This window comes from Azospirillum sp. OGB3, assembly GCF_014192915.1.
GTDB lineage: Bacteria > Pseudomonadota > Alphaproteobacteria > Azospirillales > Azospirillaceae > Azospirillum.
The window spans coordinates 1-18,777 of record NZ_JACHYN010000039.1; the positions used below are offsets into that span (position 1 = coordinate 1).

Consider the following 18,777-nt stretch of genomic DNA (forward strand, 5'->3'; position numbering starts at 1 on the left):
CGGTCAATCTGGCGCTCTACGACGCGCCGGAGACGCGCTACTGTCCGGCGGGCGTGTACGAGATCGTGCGGGCGGAGGACGGCAGCGACCCGCGGTTGCAGATCAACGCGCAGAACTGCGTGCACTGCAAGACCTGCGACATCAAGGACCCCACCCAGAACATCAACTGGGTCGTCCCCGAGGGCGGCGGCGGACCGAACTATCCCGGCGGGATGTAAGGTCCCGCTCTACCGCCTCTCTATCGACGCGGGCCGAAGCGCTTGCGCGGGGCGCCGCGGAAACCGGCCTTGGGCGGCGGCTCGCGCCGCTGCCCGGCGGACCGCGCCCCGCGTGTGGCGAGCAGCTCGGCCAGCCGCCGGCTGATCTCGCCGCGGCGGCTGCGCACCGCCTCCCGTTCCGGGAACAGGGACGGGAACTTGCGCGCCGCCCAGTAATAGAGGTCGCAGGCCCGCGACAGCCCCTCCAGCGCCGCGCCGTCCAACCCGTCGAGCCGCGCCGGGACGAAGCGCCCGAGAGGGGACGGCTCCCCGGCCTCCACCGCGCCGAGGATGGCTGCCAGCAGGCGCGCCTCCGCCTCGTCCTCCAGGTCGGCGGGGATCAGCAGAAGGTCCAGCTTGGCGGGCAGGCTCAGCCGCCGCTCGTCCAGCATCACCGCGAGCCGCCGCATCCCCGACAGGTCGCCCACCCGGTAGGGCGACCCCGCCGTGCGGGCGTCGGCGAAGCAGTCGAGCAGCAGGACCGTTTCCTCCGTCCCGATGTGCTCGGCCAGCCGGGCCAGCATGGCGCGGGTCGGCCGCACGGTCAGAGGCGCGTCGGCGCGCAGCCGCCCGTCCGCCTTCTCCAGCAGGCTGCGCAGGGCCTGCGGCGTGCCCCGCCCGACCACGCCGAACTCCCCCGACTCGAACTTGCCGAAGCGCCCGGCGCGGCCGGCGATCTGCTTGACCTCCGTCGCGCTCAGGGGACGGACGCTGGTCCCGTCGAATTTCTCCAGCGCGGTAAACAGCACCCGCCGGCAGGGCAGGTTCAACCCCATGCCGATGGCGTCGGTCGCCACCACCACGTCGGCCTCGCCGGACAGGAAGCGTGCCGCCTCGCGCCGCCGCACCTCCGGGGCCAGCGCGCCGTAGACCGCGGCGACCGACAGGCCCTTGGCGCGCAGCGTGTCGCGCACGGAATAAATCTCCCGCCGGGAGAAGGCGATCAGCGCGTCGCCCGGCTCCACCTCCTCCCAGTTCAGGCGGCGGTCGATCAGGGTCAGCGGCACCTTGCGCTCCAGCTCGATCACCTCCAGCCGCTCGCCGAGATGGGCGGCCACCCGCTCGACCAGCGGGCGGGCTTCGGGCGCGCCCAGGATGTAGACGGTGTCCGCCGGGGCGCCCATCAGCGCCGCCGTCCAGGCCCAGCCGCGGTCGGGGTCGGCGAGCATCTGGATCTCGTCGATCACCGCCACCTCCACCGGGCGGTCGGGGTCCATCACCTCGATGGTCGAGGCGGTGTGGCGGGCGCCCGGCGTCGCAATCGCCTCCTCGCCGGTCAGCAGGGAGGCGGGGGTGCCCTCGGCGTTCAGCCGCTCCATCACCTCCAGCGCCAGCAGGCGCAGCGGCGCCAGATAGAGGCCGTCATAGGCGCCCTTCAGCGCCTCGATGGCGTGGTGGGTCTTGCCGGAGTTGGTCGGGCCGACCACCAGGACCAGCCGCCGCCCCAGCCCGCGGGCCACCGGGAACAGCTTCTCGAAGCGGGCGAGGTCGAAATGCCGGTCCACATAGGCGCGGCCGCGCGCCTCCGCCCGCTCGCGCCGCCAGACGGCGAATTCGCGGTCCCAGCGCTCCAGCAGCTCGTCCACCCCGTGGCGGTTGCGGGCGGCGCGGGACAGCCGGTCAGCCAGCGATGCGAAGGTCCAGCCATCGTCCGCGCCGTCAGCCTCCCCGGCGTAGCGGTGCAGCCGGGCGGCGGCGCGCGACAGCGCGTCCTCCAGTGCTGTGGCCAGCGCCGGGTCGCCCTCCAGCCGCAGGGCCAGATCGTCGTCCGTCAGGTCGGCCAATTCCATGGCGTCGAGCACACGCGACACCTGGAGCCGCACCGGGGCGGGCAGGCCGGGCCAGGGCAGGTCCTCGCCGCGCACCGCCCGGACCCGTGTGCGGTCGTCCGCCGGGTGCAGGCTGGTCGACCAGCCCTCCAGCGCGCGGCGCCCCTGGGCGAGCAGGGCGTTGCGCCGCCGCGCGCGGTCGAGCGTGCCGTGGATTTCCAGAAGCACCGCCTCCCGGCGCTCCGCCGGGACCAGCAGGTCGCGCTTGCCCTTGGGCAGCGGCAGGCCGAGCGGCACCAGACCCAGCCCCTCGCCATGGGCCACCCGCGCCACGCCCGCGGCGGCGGCGGTCACCACGTCGGGGTGGGCGCTGGCCAGCTCGTGCACCAGATGCGGGTCGGCGGGCTCGCCGGTGCCGGAAATGTCAGGGGAGGTCATGTCCATAGGGCGCGGTCTCTGGAGAACTTTTCACAAATTCGCACTGGCGGTCCGCGGCCATCCATGTCATGAGCCACCTCCCGCAGGGGCAGTTCCGGCCCCGAGGCAGGCATCAAGCCATGACCAGACCGCTCCGCGCAAAGATTCTCCGACCCGACCTCGATCCGGCCCAGCGCAAGGGCGCCAGCGGGGAGAACCGCTGCCGCTGCTGCGGACGGCCCGGCGGCGCCGTCGTGCGCTGCCTGCCGGACGGCCGCTGGTACGACGCCGCCGACCAGACTTGGCGCGACGGGCGCGGGCGGCGGGCGGCCTGGCCCGACGTGGTGGAGTATGCCGAGACCCGCGACGTCCAGGTCGTCGTGCGCCCGGTGCGCCCCTCCGGCAACCCGGAGGCTCGCCCGAAGAACCTCTGCCGCCGCTGCCACATGCAGGAGGAGGCGCTGCGCAACGCCATCCGCTCCCGCATCCGGGCGCGGATGCGCCGCGCGCTGGGTGACCTGTTCCTCGGCGATTATTCGTCGCCGGGCATTCTGGAGCGCGCGATGGCGCTCTACCGCCGCAAGCCCTGACCCTCCGGGGGGGCGCTACACGGGTTCCTGCGGCTCGCCGGGCATCGGCGGGGCCTCCACCGGCTCGTCCGGCGGGGCGTCGGGCGGCAGCGGCATGGGGATCGGCACGTCGGGTTCCTGCCGGGGCGGCGGGTAGGGGCTCATGTCCGGTCTCCGGTGAAGGGATTGGGCCGTCTTCAGGAAACACCGCTTTCGCGCTTTCGCTCCATCGGTTCCTCTACCGGTGCGGCGCATGACCAAAATCAAAGCGGCGGACCGGGGCATCGCGGACAATGCCCGCGAAAGGATCGCCCGCCCATGCCCAGAAGCTTCATCCTCGCTCCGCTTGCCAAGACCCAGGCCGATCAGGCGCTGCCCGTCGTCCAGACCCTGCACCGTGACATGACGCTGGACGAGTGGCGGCAGGTCGCCTCCCTCTTCCTGCAGGACGGCGGCGACGGAGGGGTGATGGCCTGCGAGATGAGCGACGGGCACATCCGCGGCCTGTTCTGCTACCGCGTCAGCGCCGAAGGGATGATCCGCGTGCTGACGGTGCCGATCTTCATCGCGGTGGGGCTGTTCGACGCGGCGGTGACATCGGCGGCGCAGGCCGACGGCATCGACCTGCTGGCACGCAAGCTGGGCTGTTCGACGGTGGTGGTGGACGAGCGGGGCTGCGTCGTCGCGGCGACCGCGCCGAAGCTCGACGCCGCTGGCCTGTTTACCCGGCTGGGCTACCGCCGGGTCGGGCAGGCCTTTGTGAAGGACGTGGCGGCGGGGTTTGGCGGCGAGGGCTATCCGGTGGCGGGCCGGGCCTGAAGAACGGGCCTGAAGAAACGGAGCGGGAGGTGGGTCAGGCGGCGGCTTCGAGCGCCACCGGGTCCTCGATGCGGATGCGGTCGTTGGTCAGGCGGGTGATCGCCCCGGCGACTTCCAGCTTGCGCAGCACGCGCGACAGCGTCTCGGGGCGCAGGCCGAGATAGGCGCCGATGTCCACCTTCGGCATGGGCAGGAAGACGCTGGGCGTGCCGTCGGCCAGCGGCCGCGACCGCCGCGACAAGGCAAGGAGGAAGCTGGACACCCGCTCCACCGCCGTCTTGCAGCCAAGGAGCAGGATCTGGTCCTGCGCCGCCAACAGTTCGACCGAGGTCATGGCGAGCAGCCGTCCCTGGACCGCCGGGTGCCGCTCCATCAGGCGGCGCAGCGCCGTCCGCGGCATGCGGCAGACGGTGGAGGCGGTGACCGTCTCCGCGGTGTAGGCGTAGCCGGTGCCCACGGTCAGCCCGATCACGTCGCCCGCCGTGGCGAATCCGGTGATCTGCTGCCGTCCGTCCGGCAGGGTCTTGTAAAGCTTCAGCATGCCCGACATGACGGTGAAGACGGCGTCGGCCTCCTCACCCTCCATCACCACCGGGGTCGCCGACAGCAGGTCCAGCGGGCGCGACGTCGTCGACAGGTCCGGCAGGTCCCCGGCGGCCAGCGCGCCGCACAGCCCCTTGCTCCGCGCCGAGCAGCCGGCGCAGCGGCCGGTCACCGTCCCCGCCGTCCGCGGCTGCGGGGCGGGCATCGGCGGCGTGGCGACGTTTGCAGCGGCGATGGTGGCGATGGAGAAGGTCATGAGATGCACCCCTGGTCTGTCTCGCTTCGGCGCCGAGGATGGCGCGGTCGATTCGGACGTCCGGTCCAGACCAGAGCATCAGACTAAGGTCTCGGAACCGAGCCAAAGGTATGAATTTTGACTGAGACCCGCCCTGATCTGGATCAACCGTACCCTGGATCGGCGGGGAGATGGGGCAACCGGACAGAGCAACGGCCCGGAGGATGGTCCGGGCCGTGAGGTCGATTTCGCGAGGGAAGGCGCTGCGGCTAGAAGGTCCGGCCGGGCCGTCCGCGCGGCGGGAAGCGGCTGGAGGTGGCGCGCATGGTGCCGTCCGCCATCGGCATGGCGCCGGACTCCGCGTCCTCTTCGTCGCCGCGGGGGCGGCGGGAGTCGCGGTCCGTCACGCGCGCCGCCTCGGAGCGGGAGATCGAGGATTCCAGTTCGCGGATGCGCGCCTGCAGGCTGCCGACGACCGCGGCGCCCGCCTGACGGGACTTGAACTGTTCGAGATCCTGCTTCAGGCGGAGCAGCTGGCTCTTTTGCTCCGGGAGGCTCGGACCGTCCCGGCGCTTCGTCACGCGATAGACTTTCTCGTCGAATCGGTTCACTGCGTTTCTCCTGTCTGCTCTTAAGCAGATTGGGTCGACGCGCCGCTGCACCATCGTTCGAATGGGATAGGCCCTGCATTTCCACCGCTGGTGGCAGCGGAAGGAACGTCCTTTGCGGTGATTCAGGGCATCCGTTCGTTGACGCTCCGCTCCGCGGCGACCGCGGCGGCCAGGGCGTCACGGTAGCGGCGCAGCCGCGCGTAGGTCGGCCAGGCCATGCCGACCAGCGGGTCGCACCAGTGGACCAGGACCATCAGCCCCATTCCGGCGAATCCGCCGATCAGAGTGCCGGTGAGCAGGCCGGGCAGGGCGCCCAGGATCCAGGGATCGGACAGCCGCCCGGCGTCGTAGGCCTGCACCGCCGCCATCCCCACCGTCGCCGCCAGGGCCAGAACGACCCCGACGCGGCCCGGCGCGTACCAGATCCGCAAATCCTCCCGGGTCAGCCCGTAGTCCTCGGGGACCGGACGCGCCGCGGCCACCATAACACCGTCCGGAACGCCGTCCGGGCGCGCGTCGCCGTGCTGGGGAGGGGCGGACGCCTCGACCGGGGGGCCGCCCCCTTCGATCACCCGCCAGCGCCGCCGCGGGTCGCCGCCATCGTCTTCAAGCCGTTCCATCGCGCGATATTGCGCGGGTGGAGGGGTTTGGGCAACGGCGCTCTTGTGTCCGCCGCCCGCGACGACGGCTCAACCGGGGCGCCCCTCCGTCCCGATGCCGGATGAAGGCAACGGGAAGCCGCCATCGCCGGGCATCGCCTCGCAGTCCGCCTCCAGGGCGTATTTGACGATGGTGCCGTCGATCAGCCTCAGATCGTAGGATGGATGCCCCCCCAGGGTCCGGGCGATCACCATGGCGTCCTGCCCATGATGCCGGACCTTCGCGCCAAGCCGCAGCATGGTTCCAACTCCCGCATCCCGTGTTTCGTTAACGAAACCTTACGCCGGAGCACCGCCGCCGGACGAGCAACAAAAAGGGGCATGGGGATGGGGCAACGGGCCTTGCTTTGAGCATTGCCGGGATGGTGTTTGCGGTCCATCATCCGGAGATCGCACAAATCAAGAAACCGAACCGTACAGAGGAAACGCACGGGTATGGATGCACAGGATCTGCGCGCGCTCCAGGCGCCGCTGAAGGACAAGTACAAGGACGCCCCGGAATCGGCGGTGGTCACGCTGAAGGCCCGCGGGGCGCTGGACGATTCCGGCATCGCCTGCAAGGTGGACACGGGCCGCGCGCTGGTCGAGGCCGGCCTGCATCCGGCGACCGGCGGGCCGGGCACCCAGGCCTGCTCCGGCGACATGCTGCTGGAGGCCCTGGTGGCCTGCGCGGGCGTGACGCTGAAGGCGGTCGCCACGGCGCTGGAGTTCAAGCTGCGCGGCGGCACGGTGTCGGCGGAAGGCGACCTGGATTTCCGCGGCACGCTGGGCGTGGCGAAGGACGCTCCGGTCGGCTTCCGCGCCATCCGCCTGCGCTTCGAGCTGGACACCGACGAACCGGCGGAGCGCATCGCCTCCCTGACCAAGCTGACCGAGCGCTACTGCGTCGTTTACCAGACGCTGGCCAACCCGCTGCCGATGGCGCTGTCCGTCGAGACGGGGGCCTGATGGAAGAATGGCCGGTCCGGCAGGCCCGGATCGGTCATTCCCCCGCCGTCAGTCGTTGAGGAAGGGGTTGTACAGCCGCTCTTCCCCGATGGTCGAGGTCGGGCCGTGGCCGGGGATGAAGGTCACGTCGTCGCCCAGCGGGAGCAGCTTGCTGCGGATCGATTCGATCAGGTCGCCGTGGTTGCCCTTGGGGAAGTCGGTGCGGCCGATGGAGCCCTGGAACAGCACGTCACCGACGATGGCGATCTTGCTGGGCTTGTGCACGAAGACCACATGGCCCGGCGTGTGGCCCGGACAGTGGTGGACCTCCAGCGTCAGGTTGCCCACCGTGACCGTGTCGCCCTCCTCCAGCCAGCGGTCCGGCGTGAAGGAGCGGACCGGCGGGAAGCCGAACATCTGGCTCTGCATCGGCATGCCGTCGATCCAGAACTGGTCCTCGCGGTGCGGCCCCTCGATGGGCAGCTTCAACTCGTCGGCAAGGTCGGCGACGGCGCCGGCATGGTCGATGTGACCGTGGGTGACCAGAATCTTCTCCAGCGTCACGCCCTTCGACTGGGCGGCGCGCAGGATGCGCGGAAGATCGCCGCCGGGATCGACGGCGGCGCCCTTCATCGTCTCCGGACACCAGAGCACCGTGCAGTTCTGCTGGAACGGAGTGACGGGAACGATGATGGTCTGCATGCCGCGTCCTTCGCCGGTAATGATCATATGGTCAGGGATCGATTCGTTCACGACCTTACGCGCCACGGTTTTCCAGGGCAAGAACCGGTACCAATTCCTGGGCAACGCGGCTATATGGAGTGCACTTTATCTTTATCCCATTCCGCCGCGGGGGGCGGTGCCGGACCGAATGCTGTCGCAAAAAGCCAAATACGCCCTGCGTGCTCTGATCATGCTGGCCGAACGGACGGATGACGAACTCGTCCTGATCGCCGAAATCGCCGAGCGGGAGAACATTCCGCGCAAGTTCCTGGAAGCCATCCTGGTGGAGCTGCGCAAGCATGGCCTGCTGTTCGCCAAGCGCGGCAAGAGCGGCGGCTACCGTCTGGCGCGCCCGGCGGAGGAGATTTCCTTCGGCGAGGTGATCCGGCTGATCGACGGGCATCTGGCGCCGATCCCCTGCGCCAGCAAGAATTCCTTCCGCCCCTGCGAGGACTGCATCGACCCGCCGACCTGTTCGGTGCGCTGGCTGATGGTCCAGGTGCGCGACGCCACCGCCCAGGTGCTCGACAACCAGACCCTGTCCGACGCTCTGCGCCATCGTCAGGCGACCGGCGGCCTGCCCGTCAACTTCGACATCTGATCCGGGCCCGCAGCATCAAGGCACCAGATCCACGGCGATGAACACGCGGTCCAGCGCGCGGTTCGTCGCCTCGCGCAGGATTCCGGCTTCCAGCAGCTCGTCGACCAGAAGCTGGGCGCCGCGGAAGGTGCTGCCCAGCCGCTTCTGCACCCGCCGCACCGTCAGGGCGGGTTCCTCGAACAGAAGCTCCAGCAGATCCGGGGTGCGGGAGTTGCGGCGCTTGGCGCCCACCCGCTGCTGCCAGCCCTCCGCCGTGCGGTCCAGGGACAGGGCGCGCTCCCGCTCCCGCCGCGCCGTCTCCGCCACCGTGTCGGCCAGCCAGAGCCGCCATCCCTCCTCCCGCCCGCGGACGGCGAGGCCGGCGGTGGTGCGGTCGGCGTGCAGCGAGACGGACATCGGCAGCCAGACGTTCGGCACCCGGCAGCAGCGGGCCACCGCCAGCGCTCCCATCAGCCGGGCCGAGGGCACCGCCCAACCGGGAATGCGTAGATCGGGCGCCGGGCGCAGCAGTTCGGCCAGCATGCCCACGCCGCCGAGCAGGGCCGGCTGCTCACCCGTCTGGTCCAGCCGTCTGAGCAGGGTGGCGGCCTCCGCTTCGCGGTCCGCAGAGAAGGCCAGCCGTCCGGGATCGCGTCCCGACACCTCCGCCTGAAGGCAGCGCCACAGCGCCTCCGTCCAGCCCAGCGTCCAGGGCGGGGGCGCCTCGTCCGTAAGGGGGGTGCTGCCGTCCTCGTCGTCCTCGTGGTCCGCCGGGAAGGCGAAGCGGGTGTCCGCTCCGGCCTCCAACTCCGCCACCGCGCGCCAAGCGTCGGCGGCGGCTCCGCTCGACGGGACGCGGATCCGCTCATGCTCCACACGGCGGGCGGGGGCGGCGATGACGCCCTGCGTGAACAGGGCGCCCTGCCACAGCGCGCGGACCGACTGCGCCGCCCCCCGCCCGGCGGTGGGGACAAGGTCGGTGCCGATGGTCGCCACCAGGAACTCCGCCGGGTCCACCGCCACGCCGTCGAGCCGGGCCGCCGCGCAGGACTCCCGACGCGCCGCGTCGGCCCACAGCCGCCGCCGGCGTGCCGGGTCCTGCATCGCCTCCGCCAGCCGGCCAAGCGCGCGTTCGGCCTCCAGAAGGGCGGTCAGGAGTGCGGGTGAGAAGGGCTGGACGGTTTCGGGCATGGCCGTTCGGGACAGGAGGCGGAGAGGGCGCGCATGATAGCGATCCGGCGCTTCGCTTCCAGCGCGATCCGGAAGGAAACGATTTTACAGTCCAATGTGAGATTAACGCGGCCTGTCGTGGGAAATGACAAAAAACAGCCTTGCGGCATCCGAGGAATCATGCAAACTCTAGAAGGCAAATGGATATTGCATATACATTATAAATAGTGTGGATACGGCGCGAGCGCCGGGTTTGTGAACAGTGGTGCGGCGCGTGGGCTCAAAGGCTGGCGCCCGTCCCCCAATGAACCATACTGAGGGAGTGTGCCATGTCGTTTCGTGATCGGCTCTCCGCGCTCCGCGCGAACCGGCTCTCCGCAGGCCGGTTGTCCGCAATGGCCGCGGGTGTCGCCCTCGCCATGCTGGCCATCGCGCCCGCCAAGGCGCAGACCACACTGCTGAACGTCTCCTACGACCCCACCCGTGAATTCTATGTGGAGTTCAACAAGGCGTTCGCCAAGAAATGGCAGGCGGAAAACGGCCAGACGGTGACCGTCAAGCAGTCGCATGGCGGGTCGGGGAAGCAGGCGCGTTCGGTCATCGACGGGCTCGACGCCGATGTGGTGACGCTGGCGCTGGCCTACGACATCGACGCCATCGCCGACTCCGGCGCCCTGCCGAAGACGTGGCAGGCGCGACTGCCCAACAACAGTTCCCCCTACACCTCGACCATCGTCTTCCTGGTCCGCAAGGGCAACCCGAAGCAGATCAAGGATTGGGACGACCTGCTGAAGCCGGGCGTCCAGGTCATCACCCCGAACCCGAAGACCTCGGGCGGCGCGCGCTGGAACTATCTGGCGGCCTGGGCCTATTCGCTGGAGAAGAACGGCAACGACGAGGCCAAGGCCAAGCAGTTCGTCGGCGACCTGTTCAAAAACGTGCCGGTGCTGGACAGCGGCGCCCGCGGCTCCACCGTCACCTTCACGCAGCGGCAGCTCGGCGACGTGCTGCTGGCCTGGGAGAACGAGGCCTTCCTGTCGCTCCAGGAGTTCGGCGCCGACAAGTTCGACATCGTCGTGCCGTCGCTGTCGATCCTGGCGGAACCGCCGGTCGCGGTCGTCGATTCGGTGGTCGACCGCAAGGGCACGCGCAAGGCGGCGGAGGCCTACCTGAACTTCCTCTATACCCCCGAAGCGCAGGAGATCGCGGCGAAGAACTTCTACCGCCCGCGTCTGCCCGAGGTCGCTGCGCGGTATGCGGATCGCTTCCCGAATGTTAAGCTTGTGACCATCGACGGTTCCTTCGGGGGCTGGCGCACGGCGCAGGAGAAGCATTTCGCGGATGGCGGCGTCTTCGACCAGATCTACCAGAAGGGCCGCTGACCCGTGGTCGCGGCAACCACCAGCGACGCCGTGCTCCCCAATTCGGGGGGCACGGTGTTGAGCGTTCTTCGAAAACCCAGCGTCCTGCCCGGCTTCGGGCTGACCCTGGGATTCACGCTGACCTATCTGTCCCTGATCGTCCTGCTGCCGCTGGCCGCGCTGGCGCTGAAGGCGGCTGGGCTGGGCTGGTCGGGCTTCTGGGACGCGGTGCTGACGCCGCGCGTCCTGGCCGCCTTCAAGGTCAGCTTCGGGCTGTCGCTGGCCGCCGCCGCGATCAACGCCGTCTTCGGCTTCATCGTCGCCTGGGTGCTGGTGCGCTACCGCTTCCCCGGCGACCGGATCGTCGACGCGCTGGTCGATCTTCCCTTCGCCCTGCCCACCGCGGTGGCCGGCATCGCGCTCAGCGCGCTGTACGCGCCCAACGGCTGGATCGGCTCCCTGCTGATGGAGTGGTTCGGGCTGAGGGTGGCCTTCACGCCGCTGGGCATCGCCATCGCCCTGACCTTCATCGGCCTGCCCTTCGTGGTGCGCACCGTGCAGCCGATCCTCCAGGACCTGCCGCCCGAGGAGGAGGAGGCCGCCGCGGCGCTGGGCGCCACGCGCTGGCAGTCGTTCCGGCGGGTGGTGTTCCCGGCGCTTCTGCCGGCCCTGCTGACCGGCTTCGCTCTGGCCTTCGCCCGCGGGGTGGGGGAGTACGGCTCGGTGATCTTCATCGCCGGCAACATCCCCGGCCTGTCGGAGATCCTTCCGCTGCTGATCGTCATCAAGCTGGAGCAGTACGACTATGCCGGCGCCGCCGCGGTCGGCGTGCTGATGCTGATGGCGTCCTTCGCGCTGCTGCTGGCCCTGAACCTGCTGCAAGCCTGGATGAGGTCGCGCCATGCTCGCTAAGAAAGCCGTCGGGTTCACGCCGGCGCTGGCCGACAGCCGCTGGGTGAAGGGGCTTCTGATCGCCACGGCGCTGGCCTTCCTGCTGCTGTTCCTGGTGCTGCCGCTGGTCGCGGTCTTTGTCGAGGCGCTGCGCCGCGGCACGGACGCCTACTGGGCGGCCCTGATGGAGCCGGACGCGGTGGCGGCGATCAAGCTGACGCTGATCGTCGCGGCCATCGCCGTGCCGATGAACCTCCTCTTCGGCGTGGCGGCGTCCTGGTGCATCGCCAAGTTCGACTTCCGCGGCAAGGACGTGCTGATCACCCTGATCGACCTGCCCTTCTCGGTGTCGCCGGTGATTTCCGGCCTGATCTACGTGCTGCTGTTCGGGCTGCACGGGCTGATGGGGCCGTTCCTGAAGTCGCAGGGCATCCAGATCATCTTCGCCGTGCCGGGGCTGGTGCTCGCCACCGTCTTCGTCACCTTCCCCTTCGTCGCCCGCGAGCTGATCCCGCTGATGCAGGAGCAGGGCAACGAGGAGGAGGAGGCGGCGCTGGTGCTCGGCGCGTCCGGCTGGCAGACCTTCTGGCGCGTCACCCTGCCCAACATCAAATGGGGCCTGCTGTACGGCGTCCTGCTGTGCAACGCCCGCGCGATGGGCGAGTTCGGCGCGGTGTCGGTGGTGTCCGGCCACATCCGGGGCGAGACCAACACGATGCCCCTGCATGTCGAGATCCTCTACAACGAATACAACTTGGTCGCTGCCTTCGCGGTGGCCTCGGTGCTGGCCATGCTCGCCCTCGTCACGCTGGTCGTGAAGTCGGTGCTGGAATGGCGCTTCGGGGCTGAGCTGGCGGCCACCCGGCATTGAGGCGACGCACGTCATGGCGATCCAGGTTTCCGGCATCACCAAGCAATTCGGCAGTTTCCGCGCGCTCGACGCGGTTGACCTCGAAGTCCGTTCCGGCGAGCTTCTGGCCCTGCTCGGCCCGTCGGGGTCGGGCAAGACGACCCTGCTGCGCATCATGGCGGGGCTGGAGTTCGCCGACTCCGGCAGCCTCCTGCTCAACGGGGAGGAGGCGCTGAGCCTGACCCCGCGGGAGCGGCAGGTCGGCTTCGTCTTCCAGCATTACGCGCTGTTCCGCCACATGACCGTCTTCGAGAATGTGGCCTTCGGGATGAAGGTGCGGCCGCGCGGCCAGCGCCCGACCTCCAGCGAGATCAAGCGGCGGGTCATGGAGTTGCTGGAACTGGTCCAGCTCGCCCATTTCGCCGACCGCTACCCGGCGCAGCTCTCCGGCGGACAACGGCAGCGCGTGGCGCTGGCCCGCGCGCTGGCCATCGAGCCGAAGGTCCTGCTGCTCGACGAGCCGTTCGGCGCGCTCGACGCCAAGGTGCGCAAGGAGTTGCGGCGCTGGCTGCGCAAGCTGCACGAGGACATCCACATCACCTCCGTTTTCGTCACCCACGACCAGGAGGAGGCGCTGGAGCTGGCCGACCGCGTGGTGGTGATGAGCCAGGGCCGGATCGAGCAGGTGGGCAGCCCGGCGGAGGTCTACGACCGCCCGGCCTCGGCCTTTGTCTACGAGTTCCTCGGGCAGGTGAACCGCTTCGACTGCGTGGTGGCGGACGGGGTGGCACGGACGGCCAACGGGGCGCTGTCCATCCCCGCCGACGGCACGGTCCGCGGCCCGGCCATCGCCTATGTGCGCCCGCACGATCTGGGTCTGAGCCCCAGCGCCGGCGGGCCGGGCCGGGTGTCGGGAATCCATGTGGTGGGGCCGGACGCGCGGATAGAGATCGACCTTGCCGGCCTGCCGCTGGAGGCCGAGATGGACCGCGAACGCCTGTCCGCCCTGGGCCTGCGCCTCGGCGACCAGTGCACCGTCCACATCGACCGCGCCCGCGTCTTCCCGCAGCCGTGACGGCATGAGGATGGCGCCCGCCCTATCCGCGAAATGGGGCGGGGAGGGCGCCCGGCCTCATGCGAACGGGGTTTCCGCGGGCCATGGAGCCTGCCCCGTCCGGGCCGCGGACTAAGTCCAACGCCGACTCGTAACGCCATTGCCTTCTGGCGATGCGGACGGCGGATGTGTTGAGCCTTCCGCATTGCACCAAATGCAGGAGGCTCCGGTGGACCATTCAGGACTGTCGCAGGCCCCCGGCCACGGCGCCGCGGCCCTGCGGACGGACGCCGTGGCCGGAGCCTGGTCGCCGCCGCTGGCGCTCGTGTTGCCGGTGATCCTGGCGCTGCTTCTGCTGCCGCTCATCCTGGTGGAGATGCCGCCGCTGCTCGACTACCCGAACCATCTGGCGCGGGTGGACGTGCTGCTGCACTACCGGACCGATCCCTTTCTGGCCGACCATTACACGGCCTCCCTGACGCCGGTCCCGAACCTGCTGATGGAGGCGGTGATGCTGCCGCTCGCCAGCGTGCTGCCGTTGTACGTCGCCGGACGTGTCTACATGGCGCTGGCCGGGCTGCTGACCCTGTTCGGGGCGATGCTGCTGAACCGGACGCTGTTCGGACGGTGGAGCCTGTGGCCGCTGTGCGGTGCGCTGTTCATCTACAACGCCACGCTGATCGGCGGCTTCATGAGCTTCTCGCTCGGCCTTGGTTTCCTGCTGGTCGGGCTGTCGCTGTGGGTCGCGCTCGCGGGGCGGCGCTGGCAGGTGCCGGTGGGGATGGGCTGCGCCCTGTTCCTCTATTTCGCGCACGCCATCGTTCTCGGCTCCTTCCTGCTCTGTCTGTTCGCGGTGGAGGCGGTGACGTATGTGGGGGAGGGGCGCAAGCCGCTGACCCTCGCCAATCTCGGGCGCGACGCCCTGCGCTTCGCCGCGCTGCTGGCCCTTCCCGTGGCGCTGTTCGCCGGCACGGTGGGGACGCACCTCCTGCAATCCGACGCGGCGGCGGTGGGCGCGCGTGACAGCACGCCGGTCCTGCTGCTGAAGGAATTCTATTGGCGGCTGAAGAAACTGACCGAGCTGAAGCAGTGGCGCTACCGGCTGCACGACATGCTGGCGCCGGTCCTGAACTACAACACGCTGCTGGACGTGGCGACCCTGCTGCTGATCCTGGGCGGCATGGTTGCGGCGCGCCTAGCCGGCTGGCTGCGCGCTTCGCCGGCAATGATGCTGGCGGCGGGGTTGTTCGCGCTGGCTTTCTTCGTCGTGCCCGACCCCTTCTTCGGCACCTATTTCGTGTCGATCCGCTTCTGGATTCTCGCGGCTTTCCTGCTGGTGGCCGGCGCCGACATCCGTTTTCCCTCGGCCCGCGCCGCGGCGGCCTTCGCCGCCGTGCTGCTTTCCCTGCTGACGGTGCGGACCGGCGTGCTGACGCTCAACTGGCTGGCCTACGAGGACGACGTGGCCGACCTGCGTCGCGCCATGGAGCGGATCGAGCCCGAACGCTCCGTGCTGATCACCTGGGCGGGGCAGGAGGCCGGCTGCTGCAACACGCGCGAATTTCTGCTCACCCAGCCGCCCTGGCGGCACGCGCTGGTCGCCTTGCCCAGCCTGATCCATCTGCCGTCGCTGATCACCGTGGAGCGGCGCGCCTTCGTCCCGACCCTGTTCAGCCATCCCGGCAAGCAGCCGCTGACCGTGACCCAGCCCTACCGCGACCGCTGCATGGCGATCTACGAGGGGGTGCCGGTGGACGTGCGCCTGCTCTCCCGCCCCGGGGAAGCGACCCTGCGCGACCATGTCGAGCCCTGCCCGCATTACGTCGACTGGCGGGAGAAGTATGATTACGTGCTGGTGATGTTCTCCAACGTCTTCCACGCGGCCGGGCTGACGCCGCCGGCGGGCGCGGAGGAGGTCTACCGCGGCACTGTCTTCGACCTGTGGCGGGTCGAGCGCTGAGGCGGCCGCTCCGTCTTTATGGTCAGTCGTTCTCGCCGGCCGGTTCGCTGAGGGCATCGTAGCCGCGGTCGCGGACGCTCTTCAGGCTCCGGTCGATGGTCTCGGCGTCCAGCCCGGCGGTGCGCAGCACGAGACTGGCCAGCTGCAGGCTGGCCTCCAGTGTTTCCGGCACCACGGCGCTGGCCCCGGCCTTCTTCAGCCGCGCGCCGCGGTCGAGGTCGTGGGCGCGGGCGGCGATGGCCAGGCGCGGCGCGGCGCGGCGGATGGCCTCCACGGCGCGTTCGGCCATATCCGGGCGGTTGACGGTGATGACCGCGGCCCGCGCCCGCTCGATCCCGGCGGCGCGCAGAACGCCGATCTGGCTGGAATCGCCGTAATAGACCGGCAGCCCCTCGGCCCGCGCTGCGGCCACCCGCTGCGGGTCGAGGTCCAGCGCGACGTAGGGAATGTCATGGGTGCGCAGCAGCCGCGCCACGGCGCGCCCGACCCGGCCGTAGCCGGCGATCAGAACATGGCCGGTGATGTCGCTGGTCTCGACGCCGAAGGCCTCGGCGCCGTAGCGGGCCTCGACCTTCTGGGCCAGCCGCTGGGCGATGGCGCCGACCAGCGGCGTGACCGCCATGCTGAGCGCCACGCAGGAGGACAGCAGCAGCCCCGTCTCGCCCTCCAGCACCTCCAACCGCGTCGCCTTGCCGATCAGCACGAAGGCGAACTCGCCACCCTGCGACAGCAGCAGGCCGATGCGCAGCGAGGTCGCCAGCCCGAGCCCCGACAGACGGCAGAGCAGGAACAGCAGAATGCTCTTGCCGACCAGCAGCGCCGCGGTCACCATCAGGATGTCGTCGGCGCGCTGGAGCATGGCCGGCAGGTCCAGCGTCATCCCCACCGTCATGAAGAACAGGCCGAGCAGCAGGCCGCGGAACGGCTCGATGTCGGCCTCCACCTGATGGCGGTAGGCGGTGTCGGCCATCAGCATCCCAGCCAGGAAAGCGCCCAGCGCCATCGACATGCCGGCCTCGGCGGTCAGCCAGGCGACCGCCAGCACGACCAGCAGGTTGGTCGCCGTGAAGACCTCCGGGCTCTTGGCCGAGGCGACGAAGTGATAGACCGGGCGCACCACGAAACGGCCCAGCAGCATGATGGCGCCGATCGCCGCGACGGCCTTGACCCCGGCCAGGGCGAGCGCCCAGGGGATGCTGGTGCCGCCGCCGGCCAGCAGCGGCAGCAGGGTCAGAAGCGGCACGACGGCCAGATCCTGGAAGATCAGCACGGCGACCGACACGCGCCCGAACCGCGCCACCGTCTCGCCGCGCTCGACCAACAGCTTCAGCACCGTGGCGGTGGAGGAGAAGGCCAGCATGCCGCCGATCACCAGCGCGGCGGCCACGTTCTCGCCCAGCGCGTAGGCGACGGCGGCGATGGCGGCGCTGGTCAGGACGACCTGCATCAGCCCCAGCCCGAAGATGTAGCGCCGCATCGCCCGCAGGCGCGACAGCGGCAGCTCCAGCCCGATCGCGAAGAGGAGGAAGACCACCCCGAATTCGGACAGGACCTGGGGAAGCTCCATGTCCACCACCGGCCCCGGCGTGTGCGGACCCAGCAGCGCCCCGCCCACCAGATAGCCGAGCACCGCCGGGATGCGCAGCGCCTGGAACAGGGGGACGATCACCACCGCCGCCAGCAGCAGGAACAGGACGTCGAAAAGCAGTTTGGGGTCGTGCATGGGCCGCGCGCTGGCTGGGTCGGGCCGGACGCCGGCCGTCCGGGACGGCGTCTGTATGCGGCGCAAACCGGACCGCCGCAAGCGCAGCGGGTGTGCGAACGATCGGAACGCCGAAAAAAAGTCCCGCAGCGGGGAAAAAAGATCGCGCTGTGGCGACGATGCCGCGGCGTCAGGCGGCGCGGGCGGCCAGCAACTCGCCCACGGCGGTGACCAACTCGCTGTTGTCGAAGGGTTTGTAGAGCACGCGGTCGGCGCCGTGCATGGCCGACAGGTTCAGCGAGAAGGCCGCCGGAAAGTCGTCCGTGCCGCCGGACATGGCGATGACGGCCGGGGCGATGACGCTTGGGGCATGGGAGGCGTCGCGGGCGCGCAGGCGGCGGATCAGTTCGATCCCGTCCAGGCCGGGCATCATCATGTCGACGATGGCGAGATCGAAGGGCTCGCGCTCCAGCATGGAGAGGCCGGACAGGCCGTCATTGGCCTCCGCCACTTGGTGGCCCTGCGTCTCCAGCGTCATGCGCAGCAGCGCCGTGAAGGCCGGAACGTCGTCGATCACCAGAATTCGGGCCATGGGCTCCGTCGCTCCCAATGCGATGGCGTGAAGTGCGGATGGGGGGTCAGTCCGCCGCAGCGCCGCTACGGCCGGTATGACCGGATGCCTCGAGCGCGCCGCTGTCGCGCCCCCCGCTCTCGGTGCGGCGGGACAGCAGCGTGCGCAACAACTCGTCCAATCCGGAGGCCAGGGCGCCGTGCTGGGCTGGCGCCAAGCCGTCGATCGCCGCGACCAGTTCGTTCAGGGGATCGTTGGCGAGCATGGTCCGCCCCCGCGTCGTGAGGGTCAACCGGATGGAGCGGCGGTCGGTCTCGCTGGGGTGGCGCTCCAGCAGGTCCTTCTTCAGGAGGGCGGCGATGGTCTGGCTGGCCGTGCCCTTGGTCGTCCCGTGATGCCGGGCGAAGGCCACGACGTTGCGGGCGCTCGCGTTCGCCTGGGCAAAGTAACGCAGCGCCGCCCACTGGGCCGGGTTCAGCCCATCCGTAAAGGCGAGGCTGGCGGTCGTCCGCAGAACCTGCGCCATGACCTCGGCGGTCGCGCGCGCGCTTGGGCGCATGCCGGCTTCCTCTGTGCCTGCGGTTTCGAGATAAAACCATAAAGGCGTGGCCCGGGGCCTGTCCAGCCGCCGCGCTCTTTTGTCGTTCCCCGCTCAGAATCGAATCTGTCGCCGAACGAGTCTTTTCTCTGGATCGGCGACGGACGCTGCCCTATACAGCGCCTCCCTCGCCGGACGCGGTTCGGAGGGGGCGCCCCGAAAGACTGGAGGGGTGGAGGTCAGGGCGCTGGCCGATCCGTTTTCCGCTCCAGGCGGCCTAGGCGGTTCGGTGAGTACGAAACAAAGGGCTTGACGCTCTCTGCCGTAAGCGCTAGATTGACCCTCCGCTGGCACGAACGACCGTTTGTGCTTCTCCGGCCTTCGAAAACCCGATGACGACCACGGCCAGTTCGCCGGACGTCGTGTTTTGCGGTTCGCCGGGCGATGGATCTTTGACATTGTTGATCGTGAAAATCGAGAAGGGATGCGCAGGCGGCGGTTTTGACCGTTGGCCGCGGACCGGTTCCGGAGTGGGACTGGCATCGCGGGTCGCTTGAGCATCTCGGTCAAG

At 69.9% G+C, this 18,777-nt stretch carries 22 protein-coding genes; 10 read left to right on the forward strand and 12 right to left on the reverse strand.

All coding sequences use genetic code 11. The features are described from left to right. Positions 1-218: 4Fe-4S dicluster domain-containing protein (locus tag FHW79_RS31440; protein ID WP_183179179.1), on the forward strand; the 218-nt coding region annotated here is incomplete at its 5' end. 20 nt (positions 219-238) lie between these two features. Here the strand turns inward: FHW79_RS31440 and FHW79_RS31445 are convergent. Next, on the reverse strand, positions 239-2,470 hold the full coding sequence (locus FHW79_RS31445) for a helicase-related protein (RefSeq protein WP_183182554.1): 2,232 nt from the start codon (positions 2,468-2,470) through the stop codon (positions 239-241). A 113-nt stretch (positions 2,471-2,583) separates the two neighbouring features. Between FHW79_RS31445 and FHW79_RS33135 the strand changes: the two genes are divergently transcribed. Continuing rightward, positions 2,584-3,033, forward strand: a complete 450-nt coding sequence (locus tag FHW79_RS33135) for a hypothetical protein (RefSeq protein ID WP_247884714.1) — start codon at positions 2,584-2,586, stop codon at positions 3,031-3,033. A gap of 15 nt (positions 3,034-3,048) precedes the next feature. On the opposite strand, the gene FHW79_RS33465 is transcribed toward FHW79_RS33135, so the two are convergent. Beyond that, positions 3,049-3,177, reverse strand: a complete 129-nt coding sequence (locus FHW79_RS33465) for a hypothetical protein (protein WP_014197696.1) — start codon at positions 3,175-3,177, stop codon at positions 3,049-3,051. A 153-nt stretch (positions 3,178-3,330) separates the two neighbouring features. Between FHW79_RS33465 and FHW79_RS31455 the strand changes: the two genes are divergently transcribed. Beyond that, positions 3,331-3,831, forward strand: coding sequence for a hypothetical protein (locus FHW79_RS31455; RefSeq protein ID WP_183182555.1), 501 nt, complete (start codon positions 3,331-3,333; stop codon positions 3,829-3,831). A 34-nt stretch (positions 3,832-3,865) separates the two neighbouring features. Here the strand turns inward: FHW79_RS31455 and FHW79_RS31460 are convergent, their stop codons facing one another. The 4 genes from FHW79_RS31460 to FHW79_RS31475 form a co-directional block, all read right to left on the reverse strand. After that, positions 3,866-4,630: a Crp/Fnr family transcriptional regulator gene (locus FHW79_RS31460; protein ID WP_183182556.1), complete on the reverse strand. Its 765-nt coding sequence runs from the start codon at positions 4,628-4,630 to the stop codon at positions 3,866-3,868. Between the two features lie 248 nt (positions 4,631-4,878). Further along, positions 4,879-5,220 (reverse strand): Gas vesicle protein V, encoded by a 342-nt coding sequence (locus FHW79_RS31465; RefSeq protein ID WP_183182557.1) that lies wholly within the window; start codon positions 5,218-5,220, stop codon positions 4,879-4,881. A gap of 122 nt (positions 5,221-5,342) precedes the next feature. Beyond that, a complete protein-coding gene (locus FHW79_RS31470; protein ID WP_183182558.1) occupies positions 5,343-5,840 on the reverse strand; it encodes a hypothetical protein in 498 nt (165 codons plus the stop codon). Positions 5,841-5,909: 69 nt separating this feature from the next. Next, complete coding sequence (locus tag FHW79_RS31475; RefSeq protein ID WP_183182559.1) at positions 5,910-6,119, reverse strand: hypothetical protein; 210 nt, start codon at positions 6,117-6,119, stop codon at positions 5,910-5,912. A 195-nt stretch (positions 6,120-6,314) separates the two neighbouring features. Between FHW79_RS31475 and FHW79_RS31480 the strand changes: the two genes are divergently transcribed. Continuing rightward, positions 6,315-6,827 carry an OsmC family protein gene (locus tag FHW79_RS31480; RefSeq protein WP_137116998.1) on the forward strand — a complete coding sequence of 171 codons (513 nt, stop codon included), beginning with the start codon at positions 6,315-6,317 and terminating at the stop codon, positions 6,825-6,827. Between the two features lie 48 nt (positions 6,828-6,875). Here FHW79_RS31480 and FHW79_RS31485 read toward each other — a convergent pair whose 3' ends face one another. Continuing rightward, positions 6,876-7,508, reverse strand: coding sequence for an MBL fold metallo-hydrolase (locus FHW79_RS31485; protein WP_183182560.1), 633 nt, complete (start codon positions 7,506-7,508; stop codon positions 6,876-6,878). Positions 7,509-7,677: 169 nt separating this feature from the next. On the opposite strand from FHW79_RS31485, the gene FHW79_RS31490 reads away from it, so the two are divergent. After that, positions 7,678-8,130 (forward strand): Rrf2 family transcriptional regulator, encoded by a 453-nt coding sequence (locus FHW79_RS31490; protein WP_014198135.1) that lies wholly within the window; start codon positions 7,678-7,680, stop codon positions 8,128-8,130. Positions 8,131-8,145: 15 nt separating this feature from the next. On the opposite strand, the gene FHW79_RS31495 is transcribed toward FHW79_RS31490, so the two are convergent. Further along, the gene (locus FHW79_RS31495) at positions 8,146-9,300 is read right to left on the reverse strand and encodes a hypothetical protein (RefSeq protein WP_183182561.1); all 1,155 of its coding nucleotides are present in this window, start codon (positions 9,298-9,300) and stop codon (positions 8,146-8,148) included. Between the two features lie 308 nt (positions 9,301-9,608). Here FHW79_RS31495 and FHW79_RS31500 point away from each other — a divergent pair, with 308 nt between their 5' ends. From FHW79_RS31500 to FHW79_RS31520, 5 genes are all read left to right on the forward strand, one after another. Continuing rightward, positions 9,609-10,661 (forward strand): sulfate ABC transporter substrate-binding protein, encoded by a 1,053-nt coding sequence (locus FHW79_RS31500; RefSeq protein WP_183182562.1) that lies wholly within the window; start codon positions 9,609-9,611, stop codon positions 10,659-10,661. A gap of 57 nt (positions 10,662-10,718) precedes the next feature. Beyond that, a complete protein-coding gene (gene cysT, locus FHW79_RS31505; protein ID WP_211108579.1) occupies positions 10,719-11,552 on the forward strand; it encodes a sulfate ABC transporter permease subunit CysT in 834 nt (277 codons plus the stop codon). Beyond that, positions 11,542-12,402: a sulfate ABC transporter permease subunit CysW gene (gene cysW, locus FHW79_RS31510; RefSeq protein WP_183182563.1), complete on the forward strand. Its 861-nt coding sequence runs from the start codon at positions 11,542-11,544 to the stop codon at positions 12,400-12,402. The genes cysT and cysW overlap by 11 nt, the downstream gene beginning before the upstream one ends. 13 nt (positions 12,403-12,415) lie before the next feature. Continuing rightward, positions 12,416-13,456 carry a sulfate ABC transporter ATP-binding protein gene (locus FHW79_RS31515; RefSeq protein WP_183182564.1) on the forward strand — a complete coding sequence of 347 codons (1,041 nt, stop codon included), beginning with the start codon at positions 12,416-12,418 and terminating at the stop codon, positions 13,454-13,456. 208 nt (positions 13,457-13,664) lie between these two features. After that, the gene (locus FHW79_RS31520) at positions 13,665-15,395 is read left to right on the forward strand and encodes a hypothetical protein (RefSeq protein ID WP_348984333.1); all 1,731 of its coding nucleotides are present in this window, start codon (positions 13,665-13,667) and stop codon (positions 15,393-15,395) included. 22 nt (positions 15,396-15,417) lie between these two features. On the opposite strand, the gene FHW79_RS31525 is transcribed toward FHW79_RS31520, so the two are convergent. The 4 genes from FHW79_RS31525 to FHW79_RS32440 form a co-directional block, all read right to left on the reverse strand. Then, positions 15,418-17,118 carry a monovalent cation:proton antiporter-2 (CPA2) family protein gene (locus tag FHW79_RS31525; protein WP_183182566.1) on the reverse strand — a complete coding sequence of 567 codons (1,701 nt, stop codon included), beginning with the start codon at positions 17,116-17,118 and terminating at the stop codon, positions 15,418-15,420. Between the two features lie 169 nt (positions 17,119-17,287). After that, positions 17,288-17,689, reverse strand: a complete 402-nt coding sequence (locus FHW79_RS31530; RefSeq protein ID WP_183182567.1) for a response regulator — start codon at positions 17,687-17,689, stop codon at positions 17,288-17,290. A gap of 46 nt (positions 17,690-17,735) precedes the next feature. Continuing rightward, positions 17,736-18,227, reverse strand: a complete 492-nt coding sequence (locus tag FHW79_RS31535) for a MarR family transcriptional regulator (RefSeq protein ID WP_183182568.1) — start codon at positions 18,225-18,227, stop codon at positions 17,736-17,738. A gap of 310 nt (positions 18,228-18,537) precedes the next feature. Next, positions 18,538-18,777, reverse strand: a 240-nt coding sequence (locus FHW79_RS32440; RefSeq protein ID WP_211108580.1) for a hypothetical protein, incomplete at its 5' end; no start/stop codon positions are given.

Excerpts from the sequence above, each read along its gene's own strand:
- FHW79_RS33135 (WP_247884714.1), top strand. The coding sequence starts at position 2,584 with ATGACCAGACCGCTCCGCGCAAAGATTCTCCGACCCGACCTCGATCCG.
- FHW79_RS31535 (WP_183182568.1), bottom strand. The coding sequence starts at position 18,227 with ATGCGCCCAAGCGCGCGCGCGACCGCCGAGGTCATGGCGCAGGTTCTG.
- FHW79_RS31445 (WP_183182554.1), bottom strand. The coding sequence starts at position 2,470 with ATGGACATGACCTCCCCTGACATTTCCGGCACCGGCGAGCCCGCCGAC.
- FHW79_RS31485 (WP_183182560.1), bottom strand. The coding sequence starts at position 7,508 with ATGCAGACCATCATCGTTCCCGTCACTCCGTTCCAGCAGAACTGCACG.
- FHW79_RS31470 (WP_183182558.1), bottom strand. The coding sequence starts at position 5,840 with ATGGAACGGCTTGAAGACGATGGCGGCGACCCGCGGCGGCGCTGGCGG.
- FHW79_RS31530 (WP_183182567.1), bottom strand. The coding sequence starts at position 17,689 with ATGGCCCGAATTCTGGTGATCGACGACGTTCCGGCCTTCACGGCGCTG.
- FHW79_RS31515 (WP_183182564.1), top strand. The coding sequence starts at position 12,416 with ATGGCGATCCAGGTTTCCGGCATCACCAAGCAATTCGGCAGTTTCCGC.
- FHW79_RS31475 (WP_183182559.1), bottom strand. The coding sequence starts at position 6,119 with ATGCTGCGGCTTGGCGCGAAGGTCCGGCATCATGGGCAGGACGCCATG.
- FHW79_RS33465 (WP_014197696.1), bottom strand. The coding sequence starts at position 3,177 with ATGAGCCCCTACCCGCCGCCCCGGCAGGAACCCGACGTGCCGATCCCC.
- cysW (WP_183182563.1), top strand. The coding sequence starts at position 11,542 with ATGCTCGCTAAGAAAGCCGTCGGGTTCACGCCGGCGCTGGCCGACAGC.
- FHW79_RS31495 (WP_183182561.1), bottom strand. The coding sequence starts at position 9,300 with ATGCCCGAAACCGTCCAGCCCTTCTCACCCGCACTCCTGACCGCCCTT.
- FHW79_RS31480 (WP_137116998.1), top strand. The coding sequence starts at position 6,315 with ATGGATGCACAGGATCTGCGCGCGCTCCAGGCGCCGCTGAAGGACAAG.
- FHW79_RS31490 (WP_014198135.1), top strand. The coding sequence starts at position 7,678 with ATGCTGTCGCAAAAAGCCAAATACGCCCTGCGTGCTCTGATCATGCTG.
- FHW79_RS31525 (WP_183182566.1), bottom strand. The coding sequence starts at position 17,118 with ATGCACGACCCCAAACTGCTTTTCGACGTCCTGTTCCTGCTGCTGGCG.
- FHW79_RS31500 (WP_183182562.1), top strand. The coding sequence starts at position 9,609 with ATGTCGTTTCGTGATCGGCTCTCCGCGCTCCGCGCGAACCGGCTCTCC.
- FHW79_RS31460 (WP_183182556.1), bottom strand. The coding sequence starts at position 4,630 with ATGACCTTCTCCATCGCCACCATCGCCGCTGCAAACGTCGCCACGCCG.
- FHW79_RS31455 (WP_183182555.1), top strand. The coding sequence starts at position 3,331 with ATGCCCAGAAGCTTCATCCTCGCTCCGCTTGCCAAGACCCAGGCCGAT.